Origin of the sequence: Actinomadura miaoliensis (assembly GCF_039536785.1) — a bacterium.
GTDB lineage: Bacteria > Actinomycetota > Actinomycetes > Streptosporangiales > Streptosporangiaceae > Spirillospora > Spirillospora miaoliensis.
In genome coordinates, this window is the sequence record NZ_BAAAZG010000022.1 from 54923 (window position 1) to 72954 (window position 18032).

The following is an 18032-nucleotide window of genomic DNA, read 5'->3' on the forward strand; positions in this document are numbered from 1 at the left end:
GCTCCCGTCGCCGTATCCGGGGCCGGCCCGGTTACGCCCAGCGAAGTATCACGCCTCGGGAAAACCATCCGTCTCACTGGGGGCCACGTGGAGACAGAGCCGCGGTGAACATCACAGTGAGGCGGTCGGCCAGCTCGGCGGGGTCGGCGGCGCGCAGGTCGGCCATGCCGAGCATGCGGCGGATGGGGCCGACGCCCATGATGAGCTGCGCGGCGAGGGCGGCGCGGGCGCGCGCGTCGGGGCCGTCGAGCCGGGCGACCAGCGGCTCGACCAGGACGCGTTCGGTGTGCTCGCTGAGGATGAGCTGCACCTCGGGGTTGCCGACGGAACGGTCGATCATGCGCGGCAGGGGACCGGGGACGGTGCGGTGCACGGCGCGCACCACGTGCTCGGCCAGCCGCCGGGGCAGGGCCGCCGCGTCCCCGGCGGCGATCAGCCCGGCCAGCGCCGACTCGCCCTCCAGCACCTCGGCGAACAGCCCGGCCTTGGAGCCGAAGTAGCGGTGCACGAGGGCCACGTTGGCGTCCGCCGCGGCCGCGATCATGCGGACGGTCACGCCGTCGTAGCCGTGCTCGCCGAACAGGTCCCGGGCGGCCTCCAGCAGCCGGCGCCGGGTGGCCTCCCGGTCGCGCGGCCGGTCGCGCCGCCCGGCGGGACGCGCGTCGGGGCCCGGCGGCCCCTCGACGTCCGGCTTGTCCCGCTCGACCAGCATTTTCTCTCCCGTCGCCACGCGCCCCAGTATCGCCTGGTTTGCATGTAAACAGATGACTACTTAGGATATGTGCAGAGCACAGGTAATTGACTTGCTATGGGGGCCAGCGTGACTCAAGCCAGCGTGACGCCGGATATAGGCGGGCGACACGCCGCGCCGCGCGAACAGGCTCCGGTGCACTACACGCACCGGCAGATCCTGGAGATCCTCACAGGGCTGATGCTGGGCATGCTCACCGCGATGATCTCCACGTCGATCGTGGGCACCGCGCTGCCCACCATCGTGGGAGACCTCGGCGGCCAGGACCAGCTGTCCTGGGTGGCCAGCGCCACGCTGCTGACCATGACGGCCTCCACCCCGCTGTGGGGCAAGCTGTCGGACATCTTCGGCCGCAAGCTGATGTTCCAGAGCGCCCTGCTGCTGTTCGTGCTGGCCTCCGTCGGCGCCGGACTCTCGCAGGACATCGGCCAGCTCATCGCGGCCCGTGCCGTGCAGGGCCTGGGCGCGGGCGGCCTGTCGGCACTGGCGCAGGTCATCCTCGGCGACGTCGTCTCGCCGCGCGAACGCGGCCGCTACGCCGGCTACATGGGCGCCGTGTTCGGCGTGGCCACCGTGGCGGGCCCGCTGCTCGGCGGGTTCATCGTGGACGCCGACGGGCTCGGCTGGCGCTGGTGCTTCTACGTCTGCGTCCCGCTCGCCGTCGTCGCCTTCCTGGTGATCCAGAAGGTGCTGAAGCTGCCCAAGGTCAAGCGCGACACCCGGCTGGACATCTTCGGCGCGTTCACCATCACCGGCGGCGCCGCCGTGGTGATGCTGCTGCTGTCGCTGGGCGGCAAGGAGTTCGCCTGGAACTCCGGCTGGACCTACGGGATGCTGGCCGCCGCCTTCGTGCTGCTGGTGCTGGCCGTGGTCGCCGAGCGGATCGCGCGCGAGCCGATCCTGCCGCCCCGGCTGTTCCGCAACCCCACGTTCGTGCTCACCAGCCTGGGCTCGGCGGCGCTGGGCTGCGCCATGTTCGGCGGCATGATCTACATGCCGCAGTACCTGCAGATCGTCAAGGGCATGAGCCCCACCGCCTCCGGGCTGATGACGCTGCCGCTGGTGGCGGCCATGCTCGTCACGTCCACCGTCTCCGGCCAGATCGTCACCCGCACCGGGCGCTACAAGATCTTCCCGGTGGTGGGCATGGTGCTGGCCGCCGTGGCGATGTACCTGCTGTCGCAGCTGCACACCGACTCCAGCAAGCTGGTCATCGGAGTGGACCTGGCCGTGCTCGGCCTCGGCCTCGGCCTGACCATGCAGATCCTCCTGCTGGCCGCGCAGAACGCCGCCGACCCCGCCGACCTGGCCGCCACCACCTCGGGCGTCTCGTTCTTCCGCAACCTCGGCGGCGCCATGGGCGTGGCCGGGTTCGGCGCCATCCTCACCAACCGCCTCACCAGCGAGCTGAACGACCGCATGAGCGCCGCGCACGTCAGGGCGCCGGCGGGCGGTGAGCACCTGGGCTCGCCCGACCAGATCCACGCCCTGCCCGAGCCGTTCCGTGGATGGGTGCTGGACTCGTTCACCGCCGCGCTCCAGCACGTGTTCCTGTTCGGCATCCCGATCGCGATCGTCGGGCTGCTCGCCGTCCTGGTGATCAAGGAGCTGCCGCTGCGCGGCGGACGCGCGGTCGCCGCGGCGCCGGCCGGGGCTGCGGCCGGCGCCGGGGCGACCGGTGCCGTCCAGGCCGGGCCCCTGGCGGACGGTCCCGGCCAGGCCGGGACGGCTCCGGTGGACGCTACGGGGGCGGCGTCCACCGGAACCGGCCCCGTCGGCAGGCACACGCGCGGCTACGAGCCGCCCGCCGACCCGGCCGAGCAACTCGTGTCCATCGGCGCGAACGGCGTCCACGACGTCCACGCCTCCCAGACCCCGAACGGTGTGGCGGCCGGCGCGCCCGCGGCGCCCCAGCCGCAGTTCGCGTCCGCCGCCGCACCCGGCCACACCACCCCCGACGAGGGGAACGGCGGCCAGATCCGGGGCGTGGTGTACGGACCGGGCGGCGGACCGGTCGCCTCCGCCGCCCTCACTCTCATCGACGTGGCCGGGCGCCAGCTCGGCCGCGCCCAGACCGGCCCGGACGGCCGGTACGCCCTGCGCACGCCCGGCCCCGGCACGTACGTGCTGATCGCCGCGTCCGCCGAGCACGAACCGCAGGCCGCCACCCTCGTCGCCGGTGACAAGCCGCTCGACTTCGACCTGGTCCTGGCGGGCAACGGCGGGCTGTCGGGCACGGTGCGCGACCCCGGCGGCGCCCCGGTCGAGGGGGCCATGGTCGTGGTCACCGACGTGCGCGGCGAGGTCGTGGGCAGCGCCCGCACCGCGGCCGACGGCGGCTACGCCCTGCGCGACGTCGTCGCGGGCGCCTACACCGTGGCCGTCAGCGCCGAGGGGCACCGTCCCGTCGCCCTGCAGGCCGAGGTCTCGGGCAGCGGCGCCACCCGCCTGGACGTCGAGCTGCGGCCCGGCGTGCAGGTGCGCGGCATCGTCCGCAACCAGGCCGGCGAGCCCGTCGCCGACGCCAGCGTCACCCTCCTCGACGGCGCCGGCACCGTGGTCGCCCACATGATCACCGGGACGGACGGCGAGTACGCCTTCACCGACCTCACCGGTGGCCAGTACACCGTGATCGCCTCCGGCTACCCGCCGGTCGCCACGGCCCTGACGCTGACCGGCGACGGCCCCGACGGGCACGACATCGAGCTCGGCCACCCCGACGCGTGAACGGAAGGCGAGCCATGAGCGACACCCGAGGCCTGCGCGGAACCGTCCGGACCAAGGACGGCTGGGCGGTGCGGCACGCCGTCGCCACCGTCACCGACCTGGCCGGACGGCAGGTCGCGCGGGTGGAGGCGGACGAGTCCGGACGGCTGGCCGCCGCACCGCTGCCCGCCGGGACCTACACGGTCATCCTCACCGCGGTCGGCTACGCCCCGCACGCCGCCACGCTGATCGTGCCGGCGTCGGGCGCGGCCGACCTCGGTACGGTCGTGCTGGGCCGGGCGGGCGGCCCCGACCTGCCGCCGCCCGGCCCGTGGACGATCGACCCGGTGCACTCCAGCGTCGGCGCCGTCGCCCGGCACCTGGGGCTGTCCAGCGTGCGCGGCCGGTTCGCGTCCTTCGAGGGACGCATCGACATCGCCGAGCCGGTGGAGGCGTCGACGGTGCGGGCCCGCATCGACGCCGCGTCCATCGACACCGGCAACAAGCTGCGCGACGACCACCTGCGGTCGGCCGACTTCCTCAACGTCGACGTCCACCCGGCGATCGAGTACGAGGGCATGGGGCTGACGGCGCTCGGCACCGACCGGTGGACCGTGCACGGACGGCTGACCCTCAACGGCTTCACCCGTCCCGTCGACCTCGACCTGACCTACCTCGGCAGCGGCCCCGACCCGTGGGGCGGTACCCGCGCCGCGTTCCGCGCCGCCACCGAGCTGCGCCGCGCCGACTTCGGCATCCGCTACAACGAGATCCTGGAGGCCGGGATCGCCGCGGTGGGCGAGAGCCTGCGCGTGGAACTGGAGATCCAGGCCGTCCAGGGCGACACGCTGCCGCCCGCCTGAGGCCGCCCGCCCGGCCGGCCGGTCAGCGGCCCTTCAGCTCGCGGACGAGCCGGGCGGCCTGCGCGCGGTCGGCGGGACCGGTGATGACGATCCGCCCGTCCAGGATCGGCATGTCCACCCGCGGCGCCGTGACCAGCCGGTCGCGCACGACGAACGCCAGATCGCGGCCCACCGACGCGCGGGTGAGGTTGGCGAACGCGGCGTGGTCGCGCTTGCGCAGCGTCACCGCCACGTCGTAGGCGCCGCTGCCGCCGTTGCGCTGCGTGCGCAGGTCGGCGACCTCGCGGATCGCGATGCCCTGCGCCAGCCGGTAGCAGGTCGGCCCGCTCGCCGACTGCCCGGTGACCCCGGGCGTGCCCGCCGGGCACTGCCCCGGCGTCGTCTGCGTCACCGGGAAGACGTTCAGCGGCGCGGCCAGCACCACCGGACGGGTGCGCATGGACGCGGCGATCATCGCCCCGCTCACCGCGACCGCCGCGATCAGCAGCCCCAGTGTGACCACCATGACCAGCAGCGCGGACCGGTGTGCGCGCGCCGCCTGCTCGGCGTCGTCGTGACGGCGCCGGTGCGCGGCCCGGCTGCGCTTGACCTCGGCGATCTCCCGCTGCCGCGCCGCCGCGCGCGCCCGGCGGCGGCTGGCGGCGTCCGCGGGCGCCGTGCCGAGCCCCGAGCCCGACGACATGCCCAGCCCCACGCCGCGTTCGCCGTCCGCCGGGACGGGCATGGGCTTCGTGGCCCCCACGCCCTCCGCGGACTTCGTGGCCTCCGCGCCCTCCGTGGGCTTCGTGCCTTTCGCGAGCTTCCCGCCCTTCGCGGGCTTCGCGTGTTCGGCGGGCCTCGCGCCTTCCGTGGCCCCCGCGCCTTCCGTGGGCTTCGCGCCCTTCGCGGGCTTCGTGCGTGCCGCGTGTTCGGCGGGTGGGGCGGCCTCGGGCTCGCCCTTCTTCTTGCGGCGCCTGCGCTTCTTCCTACGGCCCGTCCTGCCCTCGTCCGGGGCGGGCGGCGGGGCGTCGACGGTCGCACGGGACGGTTCGGGTTCCGCCGGGGCAGCGGGCGGTTCGTCCTTGCGTGCCGGCACGGCGACGTGCGTACGCTGACGGCCCTTGCTGCGGCGCGGAATGACCCGCATCGTCACCTCCCCGGCGGCACGGCCTCAACCGGCCGACCCACACGCGTCGTACCCGGCCGTGCTTCACCCGACCACTCGATACCCGACCGGCCTCGCGGCGATCTCCGAATGATCTACCGATTGGGCCAGTCTTCCAGTACCCCGGCCGACGGCGCATCGTCCACTCGGCCGAACCCGGCCACACCCGGGCGAAAGCGCACGGGCCGGCCCCCGTCAAGGGGACCGGCCCGCGCAACCGGGTCCGCGATCAGTCGACGCGCCAGGTGTCGCCGCTGGCGAGGAGGGCGGCCAGGTCGCCCTTGCCCTCCCGCTCCACGGCCTCCTCAACCTGGGCGCGCAGCAGCTCGTCGTAGGACGACCGCTGCACGTTGCGGAAGACGCCGATGGGGGTGTGCTCGAACGACGGCGAGTCCAGCCGCGACAGGGCGAACGCCTGCGACGGGTCGGGGTTGTGGGCGTCGTGCACCACGAGCTCCGACGGGTCCACGTCCGCGACGTTCACCACCTCGAAACCGCCGGACGGGCCGCGGCGCAGGCCCTTCTGCCGGTCCTTGCCGAACACCACCGGCTGGCCGTGCTCCAGGCGGACCGTCACCTCGTCGCGCACCTGCGGGTCCTTCAACGGCTCGAAGGCGCCGTCGTTGAAGATGTTGCAGTTCTGGTAGATCTCCACCAGCGCGGTGCCCTTGTGCTCGGCGGCCTCGCGCAGCACCGACTGCAGGTGCTTGCGGTCGGAGTCGATGGTGCGCGCGACGAACGTCGCCTCGGCCCCGATCGCCAGCGAGATCGGGTTGAACGGGGCGTCCAGCGACCCCATCGGCGTCGACTTGGTGATCTTGCCGAGCTCGGAGGTGGGCGAGTACTGGCCCTTGGTCAGCCCGTAGATCCGGTTGTTGAACAGCAGGATCTTCAGGTTGACGTTGCGGCGCAGCGCGTGGATCAGGTGGTTGCCGCCGATCGACAGCGCGTCGCCGTCACCGGTCACCACCCACACCGACAGGTCCGGACGCGACACCGCCAGCCCCGTCGCGATCGCCGGGGCGCGGCCGTGGATCGAGTGGAACCCGTAGGTGTTCATGTAGTACGGGAACCGCGACGAGCAGCCGATGCCGGAGACGAACACGATGTTCTCGCGGCGCAGCCCCAGTTCGGGCAGGAACGACTGGACCGCCGCCAGGATCGCGTAGTCCCCGCAGCCGGGGCACCAGCGCACCTCCTGGTCGGTCTTGAAGTCCTTGAGGGTCTGCTTCTGGTCGGTCTTGGGCACCAGCGCCAGGGCGCCGAGCCCGTTGCCGTTGACCCCGTTGACCCCGTTGTCACTCACTGTCGATCACATCCTGGATGACGCCCGCCAGCTCCTCGGCCTTGAACGGCAGGCCGCGCACGCGGTTGTAGCTGATCACGTCGACGAGGTACCGGCCGCGCAGCAGCAGCGCCAGCTGGCCGAGGTTGATCTCGGGCACCAGCACCTTGTCGTAGGAGCGCAGCACCTCGGCGATGTTGGCCGGGAACGGGTTGAGATGCCGCAGGTGCGCCTGGGCGACCGGACGGCCCGCCTTGCGGACCCGCCGCACCGCCGCGGAGATCGCACCGTACGTGCCGCCCCAGCCGAGCACCAGCACGCGCGCGTCGCCCGACGGGTCGTCCACCGCCAGCGGCTCGATGTCGCGGGCGATGCCGTCCACCTTGGCCTGGCGCAGCCGCACCATGGCGTCGTGGTTGGCCGGGTCGTAGGAGATGTTGCCCGAGCCGTCGGCCTTCTCCAGGCCGCCGATGCGGTGCTCAAGGCCCGCCGTGCCGGGCACCGCCCACGGCCGCGCCAGCGTCTCGGGGTCGCGCCTGAACGGCTGGAAGTCCTCGCCGTCGGCGACGGCGAAGCCCGGCTCGATCGTCGGCAGGGAGTCCACGTCCGGCAGCTTCCACGGCTCGGAGCCGTTGGCCAGGTAGCCGTCCGACAGCACCACCACCGGCGTGCGGTACTTGACGGCGATGCGGGCCGCCTCCAGCGCCGCGTCGAAGCAGTCCGACGGCGAACGCGGCGCCACCACCGGCACCGGCGCCTCGCCGTTGCGGCCGAACATGGCCTGCAGCAGGTCCGCCTGCTCGGTCTTGGTCGGCATGCCGGTGGACGGCCCGGCGCGCTGCACGTCGATGACCACCAGCGGCAGCTCGGTCGCCACCGCCAGGCCGATCGTCTCGCTCTTGAGCGCGATGCCCGGCCCGGACGTGGTCGTCACGCCCAGCGAACCGCCGAACGAGGCGCCCAGCGCCGCGCCCACCGCGGCGATCTCGTCCTCGGCCTGGAACGTCCGCACCCCGAAGCGCTTGTGCCGCGACAGCTCGTGCAGGATGTCGGACGCCGGCGTGATCGGGTACGAGCCCAGGAACACCGGCAGCCCGCTGCGCTCGCCCGCCGCGACCAGCCCGTAGGCCAGCGCCGTGTTCCCGGTGATGTTGCGGTACAGGCCCGGCTCGTGCTCGGCGGGCTTGACCTCGTACGACACCGAGAACGCCTCGGTGGTCTCCCCGTAGTTCCAGCCCGCCCGGAACGCGGCGATGTTCGCCTTCATGATCTCGGGCTTGCGGGCGAACTTGCGCTCCAGGAACGCGATCGTCCCCTCGGTGGGCCGGTGGTACAGCCACGACAGCAGCCCGAGGGCGAACATGTTCTTGGCGCGTTCGGCGTCCTTCTTGGAGATGTCGAAGTCGGCCAGCGCGCCCACCGTCATCGAGGTCAGCGGCAGCGCGTGCACGCGGTACTCGCGCAGCGAGTCGTCCTCGACCGGGTTGCCGGCGTAGCCCACCTTGGCCAGGTTGCGCTTGGTGAACTCGTCGGTGTTGACGATCAGGTCCGCGCCGCGCGGCAGGTCGGCCAGGTTGGCCTTCAGCGCGGCCGGGTTCATGGCCACCAGCACGTTCGGCGCGTCGCCCGGCGTCAGGATGTCGTGGTCGGCGAAGTGGAGCTGGAAGCTCGACACGCCGGGCAGCGTTCCGGCCGGGGCGCGGATCTCGGCGGGGAAGTTCGGCAGCGTCGACAAGTCGTTGCCGAACGCCGCGGTCTCCTGGGTGAAGCGGTCGCCGGTCAGCTGCATGCCGTCACCGGAGTCACCGGCGAAACGGATGATGACGCGGTCGAGCTGCTGGACCTGTTTGGTCACAGAGGAAGACCTCCTCGACGCGCAGCATCCGACCCGGGGGAGGCACCCGGGATCGTGATGCTACTTAGGCTTACCTTCATGGTATGTCCGGGATCTGATTGCTTTTTCTCGGAGGTTGGTGACTGGAGGAGGCCGCGGGAAGACCGTGCCGGGCCGGAAAGTACGACCTGGGCGACCCGCGGGTTCACCGGCGACACAGGCAGCTCGCCAGGCGGCACAGGTCGACGTGCAGACGCCGGACCAGCCGTGGAGGCTCGCAGGGGGAGCCGCCGCTCCCCGATGGCACGGATTCCACGCTCTGCACTATAGAGAGCCGCGGAAAGCCACTTCTTACCCGGCCCCGCCCCCTGTCACCTGCGGCGCAGGTGAATGAGGCCTTCCCGGTGACCCCAGTCACCCCACGACGCGACCGGCGAGGTCAGGGCCGTCCGGACGGTGACACGGCCACCGACGCCCGGGGGTCCGGCGTCGTGCCGCGGGCCGGCGCGAGCGTCGCGCGTTCCCGGTCGAGCCGGGCCAGCAGCCTGCCGACCTCGCCCGCCGTCAACGCCTGGCCGACCACCCGCGCCTGCGCCTCGTAGGCGTGCTCCCCGGGAGTGTCGCGGGCCTGCCGCATCCACGCCCGCCACCCCGCGCTGCGCACCGTGCACCGCAGCACGATCGAACGGTTGGCGGGCACCGCGCCCGACCCCGTGCAGCCCCCGAGCGTCCGGCCCGCCGCGGTGATCGTCGCGCGGAGCGCCGCGCGCGTCCCGTCCGGCACCGGCCCGCTCTCCGGGACGGTCATCGTCGCGGGGACGCTCACCGTGCAGCCGCTGACGTTCTCGTTGCAGTTGACGAACGTCAGCTTGCCCGCCCGGAACCGCACCGTCGGGTCCGGCGCCCCGACCAGCGCGGCCACCCGCGGCCGCAGCTCGGTGAACACCGGCGCCATCTGCGCCAGCCGGGTGACGGTCAACGCCGGGTCGCCGTTGCCCGCGACCTGCACGCGCAGCAGCCGGTGCGGCGCGGACCTGGAGATGAAGTAGTCGGCCTTCGGCGTCTTCACCCGGTACGCGGGCGTGCTGCCGACGTTCTCGGTGGACGCCCTGCCCGACGCCTTGGCCACCGCCTTGGCGATCGACTCGGGAGCCAGCACGTCCGCCACGTCCACCCCGGGCATCGACTCGGGCGCCTTGCTCCACCGGCCCGCGTAGTTCTCGGGGTGGGTGCTGTCGGCGCCGTACCGGCGCCAGAACGCGGTGTCCGCCTTGACGTACGTGGCACCGCCCACCGCCACCACGTCGAACTGCCGTCCGCCGACCGCAAGGCGTCCCGTGGCCGCTCCCGACCGCGTCACCTTCAGCCGCACCCGCGCGGACTGCCCGGCTTCGCCGCGCAGCGTCCCGTCGTACTGCACCCCGGGCAGGGCCCGCATGTCGCGTCCCGCCCGCACGGCCCACCCCGCCACGGGCGCGTCGGCCTTGGGCTCACTCTTCTTCTGGGACTCCTCGTCCCCCGACACCAGCACGAACGCCGTGGCACCGCCCGCCAGCAACACGACGGCGCCCACACAACCGGCAACGACCCGGACCGTGCGGGACTTCTTCTTCTCGGGGGCCTTCTCCGGAGGCATCTCCGGTTGCGGCGCCGCTTCCGGAGCCGGCCCGTGCCCGGGAGGCTCCACCGGGCCGCCGGCGGCCATCCCCATCCCCGCCACCAGCACATCGCCCGGCGCGGGCGGCACCACCTGGACCTGCCCCGCACCGGCGGGAGCACCGTACGACCCGGGCGGGGCGGAAGGATCTGCCGTACCGAATCCGGGCACGGAGGGTTGGGCGGACCCGGGATGCGTTCCCGGCTCCGCGCGGGGGGGACGGGGGCCGTGCTGCGGCGGCCCCTCCTGTTCAACGCTCACTCAGCGACCACTCTGTTCCCGACTGCCGATGCCAGACATAGAGTGCCGGACGATTCGGACCGGCGCAGCACAAGCGCCGATCATCCCGGCGGCGGCACCGGTCACCCAGCGCCGATGCCTCTCTATGACCTACGTCTCAACGCCCGCGAACGGACGGGCGGCGTCGGCGGAAGAGCCCGCGGGGGTGGCGCCGGAGGGCCGGCGCCACCGTCTCGTCACTCCTGGTCGAGAGCCGCCTGCATCTGCTGGATGTCGGAGTCGGAGGCTCCGGGGACCTTGAACTCGGCGCTGACGTAGTAGCGGGTCTCGCCGCTGCGCGACCAGTTGCGCCACGAGCTGCCCGACACGCGGCACTCCGCCCACTGCGGCGACGAGGACGACACCGTGATCGACGTGGTGCAGTTGCCGATCTCACGTCCCGTCGTGGTGCCCGCCCGCAGCGTGTACCGCACCTCGATCTTGGTCGACGAGGTGGTGCCGAGCGGCGGCCGCACCTGCCCGCGCACCCGGCAGCTGTTGCTGTTGGTCGAGCACAGCCCCTTCTCGGTGGTGATCAGGCTGGGCCGGCCGCGGCTGTCGAAGGAGTCCTTCAGCTCCCCGACGCCGTTGCGGATCTCGGTGACCGTCGCGGCACCGGCACTGCCGGACTGGACGGTCACGTCCGCCGTGACCCGCGGGTAGGTCGACTCGTACCGCAGCAGCTCCGGGTCGTCGTCGTCGGTCAGGTAGAACGACGCCAGGGACGAGGCCACCCGCACCGCCTTGCGACCGCCGACCGTGGTCTCGGTCTTGGTCAGCCGGTAGGACGCGCTCGACCGCATCTCCGCGGCCAGCGCCGCCGGCGTCAGCTTCCGCTTGAAGGACAGGTCGACGTCGGTGGAGTCGACCCTGCCCCACTGCCGGCCGTCCTTCAGGAAGTACGGCGTGCTCAGCACGCTCGTCTGCCGCTGCCAGTAGGAACGGTCCGCCTTGACGAACAGGTTGTCGTCCACCGACAGCAGCGTCACCTGGGACCCGCCGGTGGTGACGTCGCCGATGGCCCGGCCGCCCTTGGTGATCTTCAGTTCGCCGCTGAGACCGGAGGTGACCGTCCCGAACGACCCCTTGAACGTCATGGCCCGCGCGGACGACAGCCCGCTCGCCGCGGCTCGCAGCCGCTCGGCAGGGGTCGGCTCGCTGCCGCCGCGCACGACGAACACCACCACGACGGCGATGAGCAGCACGACGACGAGCGCACCCCCGACGATCAGTGCGATGATCGCGCCGCCGCCGCCGGAGGCCTTGGGCGGCGGCCCCATCGGCGGCTGGCCCATCGGCCCGCCGGGGCCCGGCGGAGGCGGATAGAAGGGCGGCGGCGTGCCGGGACCCCCATAGCCTCCCGGACCGGACGGCGGCGGAGTGCCACCGGGCGGGCCGCCCGGCCCGCCGGTTCCGGCCGGACCGGAAGGGGCACCGGGGCCGCCCGGCGCAGGCGGCCAGGAAGGACCGGCGGGGGGTTCCCAGCCGGGGGGAGGCGGAGGAGAGCTCATCCGGTCACGTCCTTACAGATCTTTTACCCCGTCTGGTCTCAGTGTGCAGTAAAGAGGGGTCGATGGTAGAGAGTGCCCCCGGCATCCGGAGGTTCGGCCCACCCCGATCTATTCAGAGATACTTGACGGGAGGTTCTCCAGGAGGTCACCGTGCGGGACTACTTCCACTCCTACGTGGTCGTCGTGGTGTTGCTGCTCGTCGGCGGCGGCATCGTGGCGGGCGCGCTGGCCGCCAACCGGATGCTGCGCCCGCACCGTCCCACCCCTGAGAAGCTCACCACCTACGAGTGCGGGGTCGACCCCGTCGGCGGGGACTGGGCCCAGTCTTACGTGCGCTACTACGTGTTCGCCTACCTGTACGTGGTGTTCGCGGTGGACGCGGTGTTCCTGTTCCCCTGGGCCACGGTTTTCTCCGCCCCCGGCTACGGCCTGACCACCCTGGGGGAGATGTTCGTCTTCCTGGGCTTTCTCGCCGCCGGACTGGCGTACGCGGGCAAGAAGGGTGTCCTGTCGTGGGTCTGACACCGCGCGCGGCCGGTAAGAATGCTGCTGTGACCCCCGACAACCCCGGACGGGGAGCGTGCCGATGAGCACCGTGGACCTGCCGACCCCCGGCGTGGGACCGCTGGCCAGGATGGCGCCCAAGCCGATCAAGTTCGTCCTGAACTGGGGCCGCCGCTACTCGCTGTGGGTGTTCAACTTCGGGCTGGCCTGCTGCGCCATCGAGTTCATCGCCACCTCGATGAGCCGCCACGACTTCATCCGCCTCGGCGTCATCCCGTTCGCGCCCGGCCCCCGCCAGGCCGACCTGATGGTGGTCTCGGGCACCGTCACCGACAAGATGGCGCCCGCCGTACGGCGGCTCTACGAGCAGATGCCCGAACCCAAGTACGTCATCTCGTTCGGCGCCTGCTCCAACTGCGGCGGCCCCTACTGGGACTCCTACTGCGTCACCAAGGGCGTCGACCAGATCATCCCGGTGGACGTGTACGTCCCCGGCTGCCCGCCCCGGCCGGAAGCCCTGCTGCACGGCATCGTCCACCTCCAGGAGAAGATCGCAGGCGAGTCCCTCGGCGACCGCTACGGCAACGGCGGCGAGCCCGTCGCACCCCCACCCCCGCCCCGGCCACTATCGGCCACGGTGTTGCGCCGCCCCCTGCAACCACCCCCCACCACCCCCGAAGACGCCACGCAGCCCGTACAGCCGATCGACGAGGAAACCCCCGCGACTCCCAGCGATGCGGCACAGCCACCCGCCCAACGCGACGACGCCGTGCGATCCGGTGACGCAGGCCCGAGCGATGCCACACAGCCGTTGGCGCGAGTAGACGAGCGCAGTGCTGCGGGACCGAGTAACGAGACGCGCCCCCTCCCGTCCGGCGACGCGAGCCCGACCAACGCCACACGGCCGCTGGAGCCGGCCGACGAACGTGATGGCGCTGCTGCCGAGCCGAGCATTGAGACGCCCCCGCTGCCCTCCGGTGACGCTGGCCCGAGCGAGGCCACGCAGCCGGTCGAGCCGGTGGACGAGCGCACGGCGACTGCGGCCGGGTCGGGCGACGAGACGCGCCCGCTGCCGTCCAGTGACGCAGGCACGAGTGACGCCGCGCAGCCGGCGGAGTCGGTTGGCGAGCGTGACGATGCCTCCGAGGCGAGCGTTGAGGAGCGTCCGCTGCGGTCTGGTGACGCCGGTCCGAGTGAGGTCACGCAGCCGGTCGAGCCAGTAGACGATCGCACGGCGACTGCGGCTGGGTCGGGTGACGAGACGCGACCGCTGCCGTCCAGTGACGCAGGCCCCAGTGACGCCACGCAGCCGACGGACCCGGTTGGCGAGCGTGACGATGCCTCCGGGGCGAGCGTTGAGACGCCTCCGCTGCGGCCTGGAGACGCCGGTCCCAGTGAGGTCACGCAGCCGGTCGAGCCAGTAGACGAGCGCAGTGCTGCCGCGTCGAGTGACGAGACGCGCCCGCTGCCACCTAGGGACGCAGGCACGAGTGACGCCGCGCAGCCGGTGGAGCCGGTTGGCGAGCGTGACGATGCCTCCGGGGCGGGCGTTGAGAAGCGCCCGCTGCCGTCCGGTGACGCCGGTCCGAGTGAGGCCACGCGGCCGTTGGAGTCGGCGGACGAACGTGATGGCGCTGCTGCCGGGCCGAGCGTTGAGAGGCGCTCGCTGCGGTCTGGTGACGCTAGCCCGAGCGAGGTCACGCAGCCGGTCGAGCCGGTGGACGAGCGCACGGCGACTGCTGTCGGGGCGGGTGACGAGGCGCGCCCGCTGTCGTCTGGGGACGCAGGCTCCAGTGACGCCGCGCGGCCGGTGGAGTCGGTTGGCGAGCGTGACGATGCTGCAGGGGTGACTGTTGAGGCGCAGTCGCTGCGGTCCGGGGACGCTGGTCCGAGTGAGGTCACGCAGCCGGTTGAGCCTGTAGACGACGGTGCGGCGGGTGCTGGTGGGGCGAGCGGTGAGGTGGCGAGCTCGCCTGCGGACGCGCGGTCCGGCGAGGTCGGGCAGGTCGGAGAGCCTGTTGATGAGCGCGCGGAGGCCGCCACGAGTTCCAGCGATGCGGTGCGGTCGGCCGTTGGCGAGGATGTTGCGTCCGACGCCGTCACGCAGCCGGTGGAGCCGGTCGAGGAACGTGGTGGCGGTGCTGGGGCGAGTGAGGCCACGGCGCCGGTGGAGTCAGTCGACGAGCAGGCAACGGGCGACGCAGGCGGCACGCAGCCTGTCGAGCCGGTTCGTGGGGGAGAGGATGCCGCGCGGGCGGAGGCCGAGGGAGGCGGTGAGCCTTCGGAGGCGGGGCCGTTGGCGGGGGTCGCTGATGTGACGGAGCGGAGCCAGCGGCGCAGGCGGCGCGGGCGTGATGTCGAGCACGATCCGTCGATCATTCCCGGGCTGGTGGACGACGGCGATGACGAGGTCGGACGGAGCGGCCGGTGAGTGCCGATCTGGCCGCGGCCTGGACGGCGCGGTTCGGTGACGAGGTCAGCACCGAGGAGACGCACGGCGGGCTGGCGGTGGGGGTGCCGCCGGAGTTGTGGGTGGACGCCCTGCTGTTCGCCCGTGACGAGCTGGCCTGCGGGTTCTTCGACTGGCTGACGGGTGTGGACGAGCTGACCGAGGGGTTCGCCGTCGTCGCGCACGTGTACTCGCTGGAGCGCGGGCACCACCTGCTGGTGCGCACGCGGGTGCCCCGGGACGAGCCGCGGCTGCCCACCGCCGTCGGCGTCTACCGGGGGGCGAACTGGCACGAGCGGGAGACCTGCGAGATGTTCGGCGTGATCTTCGACGGGCATCCGGATCTCAAGCCGCTGCTGCTGCCCGACGGCTTCGAGGGGCATCCGCTGCGCAAGGACTTCGTGCTGGCCGCGCGGGTCGCCAAGCCGTGGCCGGGCGCCAAGGAGCCGGGCGAGTCCGGGCACGGCGCGCCGAGCCGCCGCCGCATGCGCCCGCCCGGGGTGCCCGACGACTGGGGGCCGGCCGCGCAGCAGTCGGCCGAGCGGCCGCAGCGCCGGACGCGCAGACCGGACGAAGGGCGGGGATCCGGTGCCTGACCTGCTGGAGATCGTGCTCAAGCTGGTGCTGGTCGCGGCCGCGTTCGCCGTGCTGCCGCTGCTGGTGGGGCAGGCCGAGCACAAGGTGATGGCGCACATGCAGGGGCGGCTCGGGCCCATGTACGCCGGGGCGTTCCACGGGTGGGCGCAGCTGGTGGCGGACGGGGTGAAGTTCGCGCAGAAGGAGAGCGTGGTCCCGCGCGCCGCCGACCGCACGGTGTTCAAGCTGGCCCCGGCGGTGGCGATCATCCCGTATCTGCTGGTCCTGCTGGTGATCCCGGTGGGGCCGGGCGGGCAGGTCGTGCTCGATCTCGGTCTCGGGGTGTTCTTCGCGCTGGCGGTGATGGGCGTCGGCGTGATCGGGGCGATCATGGCGGGCTGGGCCAGCGCCAACAAGTACTCGCTGCTGGGCGGGATGCGGGTCGCCGCGCAGCTGATGTCGTACGAGCTGCCGATGGTGTTCGCCGCCTCGTCGGTGGCGATGGCCGCCGGGACGTTGTCGCTGGGCGGCATCGTCGAGGAGTGGCGCTGGTGGTGGCTGCCCTGGCAGGCGGTGGGCGCGGTGGTGTTCTTCGTCGCCGGGCTGGCCGAGCTGCGCCGTCCGCCGTTCGACATGCCGGTGGCCGACTCGGAGATCATCTTCGGCCCGTACACCGAGTACGGCGGGCTGCGGTTCGCGCTGTTCATCCTGGCCGAGTACGCCGGGATCGTGGTGCTGTGCGCGCTGACCACGGTGCTGTTCCTGGGCGGGTGGAAGGGCCCGTTCCTGAACACCGAGCTGGGCTGGCTGTGGACGCTGCTCAAGGTCGCCGTGCTGGCGTTCGTGGTGATCTGGCTGCGCGTCAGCTATCCGCGGATGCGTGAGGACCAGCTGCAGAAGCTGGCCTGGGCGTACCTGGTGCCGCTGTCGCTGGGGCAGCTGGCGCTCACCGGCGTCCTCAAGGTCGCCCTCGCCTGAACGACGGGGTCAGGGCAGGAAGACGGCGTACTCGGCGAGCTGCGGGAGCAGGCCGGGCGGCAGGTCGACGTCCACCGACATCTCCTCGGCGGAGATGAAGCCGCCCTGCTCGTCGCGGCGCCGCACGATCTTGTCGACGAGTTCGGGCGTCATGCCCGGCAGCGTGGCCAGCGCCTGCGGGGAGGCGTGGTTGACGTCGACCAGGCCGCCGTCGTCGTAGGTGCGCGGCAGGTCGGGACGGCCGATGCGCAGCTCGTGGGCGAGGGCGGGGTCCTCGGCGGCCAGCGCGCGGGCCTCCTCGCGCAGCGTCCGGCGGTACTTGGCGACGCGCAGCGCGTGCTGGTTGACGTGGCTGCGCGGGCCGGAGCGGGGGAACAGCGAGGGACGGACGGCGAAGGCGTGCACCGTGCCGGAGATCCACAGCATCAGCATCATGATCCCGGCGATGAACCCGAGGAGCGGGTCGCCGACCTGCATCATCGCCAGCACCCCGGCGGTGGCGGCGCCGTAGCCGATGGAGGCCGCCCCCATGTTCCACGAGCCGCGCCGGACCGCCGCGTACAGGAACGAGAACGGCGTGCCGAGCCCGAACGTCAGGAACGGCACGAACGCCCACAGGATGCCGCGGGGCTCGCCGGTCTCGACGGGCACCGGGACGGGCACGTGCCCGGCCGGAGGCGGGGGCGGCGGGACGGGAGGCGTGGGGAAGGGCGGACGCCAGCCGGGGGGAGGCATGGGCGGACGGCCGGGATGATGCGGCCGCGGGCGCGGTCGGTGCGCCGAAGGACGGGTCCCGCCCGTGCCGCTCGGATCGTCCACGCCGTGGGTCACGTGGCCTCCTCGCCTGACGGCTCGTCGTCTTGTGAGCTTAGCCGCCGAGCATCGGCTGCGCTCGGCTCACGTGTGTTGGACGAACGCCGACCCCGTTGCGTTCCCCCACGGCGCTTAGTACGGAATCATGGGGGCCGTGGGACGGCTACCAGGAGGCGGGCTGGCCAAGGGGCTGGCGGTGACGTTGCGGACGATGACGCGGCGGTCCATAACGCGCCAGTACCCGGAGGTCCAGCCGGATCTGCCGCCGCGCAGCCGCGGCGTGATCGCGCTGTTCGAGGAGAACTGCACGGTCTGCATGCTGTGCGCCCGCGAGTGCCCCGACTGGTGCATCTACATCGACTCGCACAAGGAGACGCTGCCCGCCGAGGGCGGCGGACGGCCCCGCACCCGCAACGTCCTGGACCGCTTCGCGATCGACTTCGCGCTGTGCATGTACTGCGGGATCTGCATCGAGGTCTGCCCGTTCGACGCGCTGTTCTGGTCGCCGGAGTTCGAGTACGCCGAGTACGACATCGGCGAGCTGACCCACGAGAAGGAGCGGCTGCGCGAGTGGATGTGGACGGTGCCGCCGCCGCAGGCGCACGACGCGGGGGGCGAGCCGCCCAAGGAGATCGCCGCGTCCGAACGCGCCGCCGCCCGCGGTCCGGGGCGCGTCCCGGCG

General features: G+C 72.7%; 15 protein-coding genes. 7 read left to right on the forward strand and 8 right to left on the reverse strand.

Annotated elements, in window-relative coordinates:
* Positions 1–73: 73 nt before the first annotated feature.
* On the reverse strand, positions 74–730 hold the full coding sequence (locus tag ABD811_RS18260; RefSeq protein WP_344948747.1) for a TetR/AcrR family transcriptional regulator: 657 nt from the start codon (positions 728–730) through the stop codon (positions 74–76).
* 78 nt (positions 731–808) lie between these two features.
* On the opposite strand from ABD811_RS18260, the gene ABD811_RS18265 reads away from it, so the two are divergent.
* Entirely contained in the window at positions 809–3478 is a 2670-nt protein-coding gene (locus ABD811_RS18265; protein WP_425549425.1) for an MFS transporter, read from the forward strand.
* A 14-nt stretch (positions 3479–3492) separates the two neighbouring features.
* The gene (locus tag ABD811_RS18270) at positions 3493–4320 is read left to right on the forward strand and encodes a YceI family protein (protein WP_344948752.1); all 828 of its coding nucleotides are present in this window, start codon (positions 3493–3495) and stop codon (positions 4318–4320) included.
* Positions 4321–4342: 22 nt separating this feature from the next.
* Here ABD811_RS18270 and ABD811_RS18275 read toward each other — a convergent pair whose 3' ends face one another.
* From ABD811_RS18275 to ABD811_RS18295, 6 genes are all read right to left on the reverse strand, one after another.
* Positions 4343–5062 carry a SecDF P1 head subdomain-containing protein gene (locus ABD811_RS18275; protein ID WP_344948755.1) on the reverse strand — a complete coding sequence of 240 codons (720 nt, stop codon included), beginning with the start codon at positions 5060–5062 and terminating at the stop codon, positions 4343–4345.
* 631 nt (positions 5063–5693) lie between these two features.
* Positions 5694–6770: a 2-oxoacid:ferredoxin oxidoreductase subunit beta gene (locus ABD811_RS18280; RefSeq protein ID WP_344948757.1), complete on the reverse strand. Its 1077-nt coding sequence runs from the start codon at positions 6768–6770 to the stop codon at positions 5694–5696.
* Positions 6763–8604, reverse strand: a complete 1842-nt coding sequence (locus ABD811_RS18285; RefSeq protein WP_344948760.1) for a 2-oxoacid:acceptor oxidoreductase subunit alpha — start codon at positions 8602–8604, stop codon at positions 6763–6765. The genes ABD811_RS18280 and ABD811_RS18285 overlap by 8 nt, the downstream gene beginning before the upstream one ends.
* A 184-nt stretch (positions 8605–8788) precedes the next feature.
* Complete coding sequence (locus ABD811_RS44020; protein WP_425549426.1) at positions 8789–9001, reverse strand: putative leader peptide; 213 nt, start codon at positions 8999–9001, stop codon at positions 8789–8791.
* 21 nt (positions 9002–9022) lie between these two features.
* Complete coding sequence (locus ABD811_RS18290; RefSeq protein ID WP_344948762.1) at positions 9023–10219, reverse strand: LolA-like protein; 1197 nt, start codon at positions 10217–10219, stop codon at positions 9023–9025.
* 497 nt (positions 10220–10716) lie between these two features.
* Positions 10717–11814, reverse strand: a complete 1098-nt coding sequence (locus tag ABD811_RS18295) for a LolA-like protein (protein ID WP_344948765.1) — start codon at positions 11812–11814, stop codon at positions 10717–10719.
* A 366-nt stretch (positions 11815–12180) separates the two neighbouring features.
* On the opposite strand from ABD811_RS18295, the gene ABD811_RS18300 reads away from it, so the two are divergent.
* From ABD811_RS18300 to ABD811_RS18315, 4 genes are all read left to right on the forward strand, one after another.
* Positions 12181–12552 carry an NADH-quinone oxidoreductase subunit A gene (locus ABD811_RS18300; protein WP_344948767.1) on the forward strand — a complete coding sequence of 124 codons (372 nt, stop codon included), beginning with the start codon at positions 12181–12183 and terminating at the stop codon, positions 12550–12552.
* Between the two features lie 64 nt (positions 12553–12616).
* Positions 12617–14965: an NADH-quinone oxidoreductase subunit B gene (locus ABD811_RS44025; RefSeq protein WP_425549427.1), complete on the forward strand. Its 2349-nt coding sequence runs from the start codon at positions 12617–12619 to the stop codon at positions 14963–14965.
* Entirely contained in the window at positions 14962–15579 is a 618-nt protein-coding gene (locus tag ABD811_RS18310; protein WP_344948769.1) for an NADH-quinone oxidoreductase subunit C, read from the forward strand. Before ABD811_RS44025 ends, ABD811_RS18310 begins: the two co-directional genes overlap by 4 nt.
* The gene (locus ABD811_RS18315) at positions 15572–16537 is read left to right on the forward strand and encodes a complex I subunit 1/NuoH family protein (RefSeq protein ID WP_344948771.1); all 966 of its coding nucleotides are present in this window, start codon (positions 15572–15574) and stop codon (positions 16535–16537) included. The genes ABD811_RS18310 and ABD811_RS18315 overlap by 8 nt, the downstream gene beginning before the upstream one ends.
* Before the next feature lie 9 nt (positions 16538–16546).
* On the opposite strand, the gene ABD811_RS18320 is transcribed toward ABD811_RS18315, so the two are convergent.
* A complete protein-coding gene (locus tag ABD811_RS18320) occupies positions 16547–17272 on the reverse strand; it encodes a ComEA family DNA-binding protein (protein ID WP_344948774.1) in 726 nt (241 codons plus the stop codon).
* A gap of 232 nt (positions 17273–17504) precedes the next feature.
* Here ABD811_RS18320 and ABD811_RS18325 point away from each other — a divergent pair.
* The coding region (locus tag ABD811_RS18325; protein WP_344948777.1) for a NuoI/complex I 23 kDa subunit family protein at positions 17505–18032 on the forward strand (528 nt) is incomplete at its 3' end.

Bases quoted from the DNA above. Each gene is read 5' to 3' on its own strand.
- ABD811_RS18270 (WP_344948752.1), top strand. From the start codon at position 3,493: ATGAGCGACACCCGAGGCCTGCGCGGAACCGTCCGGACCAAGGACGGC.
- ABD811_RS44025 (WP_425549427.1), top strand. From the start codon at position 12,617: ATGAGCACCGTGGACCTGCCGACCCCCGGCGTGGGACCGCTGGCCAGG.
- ABD811_RS18295 (WP_344948765.1), bottom strand. From the start codon at position 11,814: ATGGGCCAGCCGCCGATGGGGCCGCCGCCCAAGGCCTCCGGCGGCGGC.
- ABD811_RS18265 (WP_425549425.1), top strand. From the start codon at position 809: ATGGGGGCCAGCGTGACTCAAGCCAGCGTGACGCCGGATATAGGCGGG.
- ABD811_RS18290 (WP_344948762.1), bottom strand. From the start codon at position 10,219: ATGCCTCCGGAGAAGGCCCCCGAGAAGAAGAAGTCCCGCACGGTCCGG.
- ABD811_RS18320 (WP_344948774.1), bottom strand. From the start codon at position 17,272: ATGCCTCCCCCCGGCTGGCGTCCGCCCTTCCCCACGCCTCCCGTCCCG.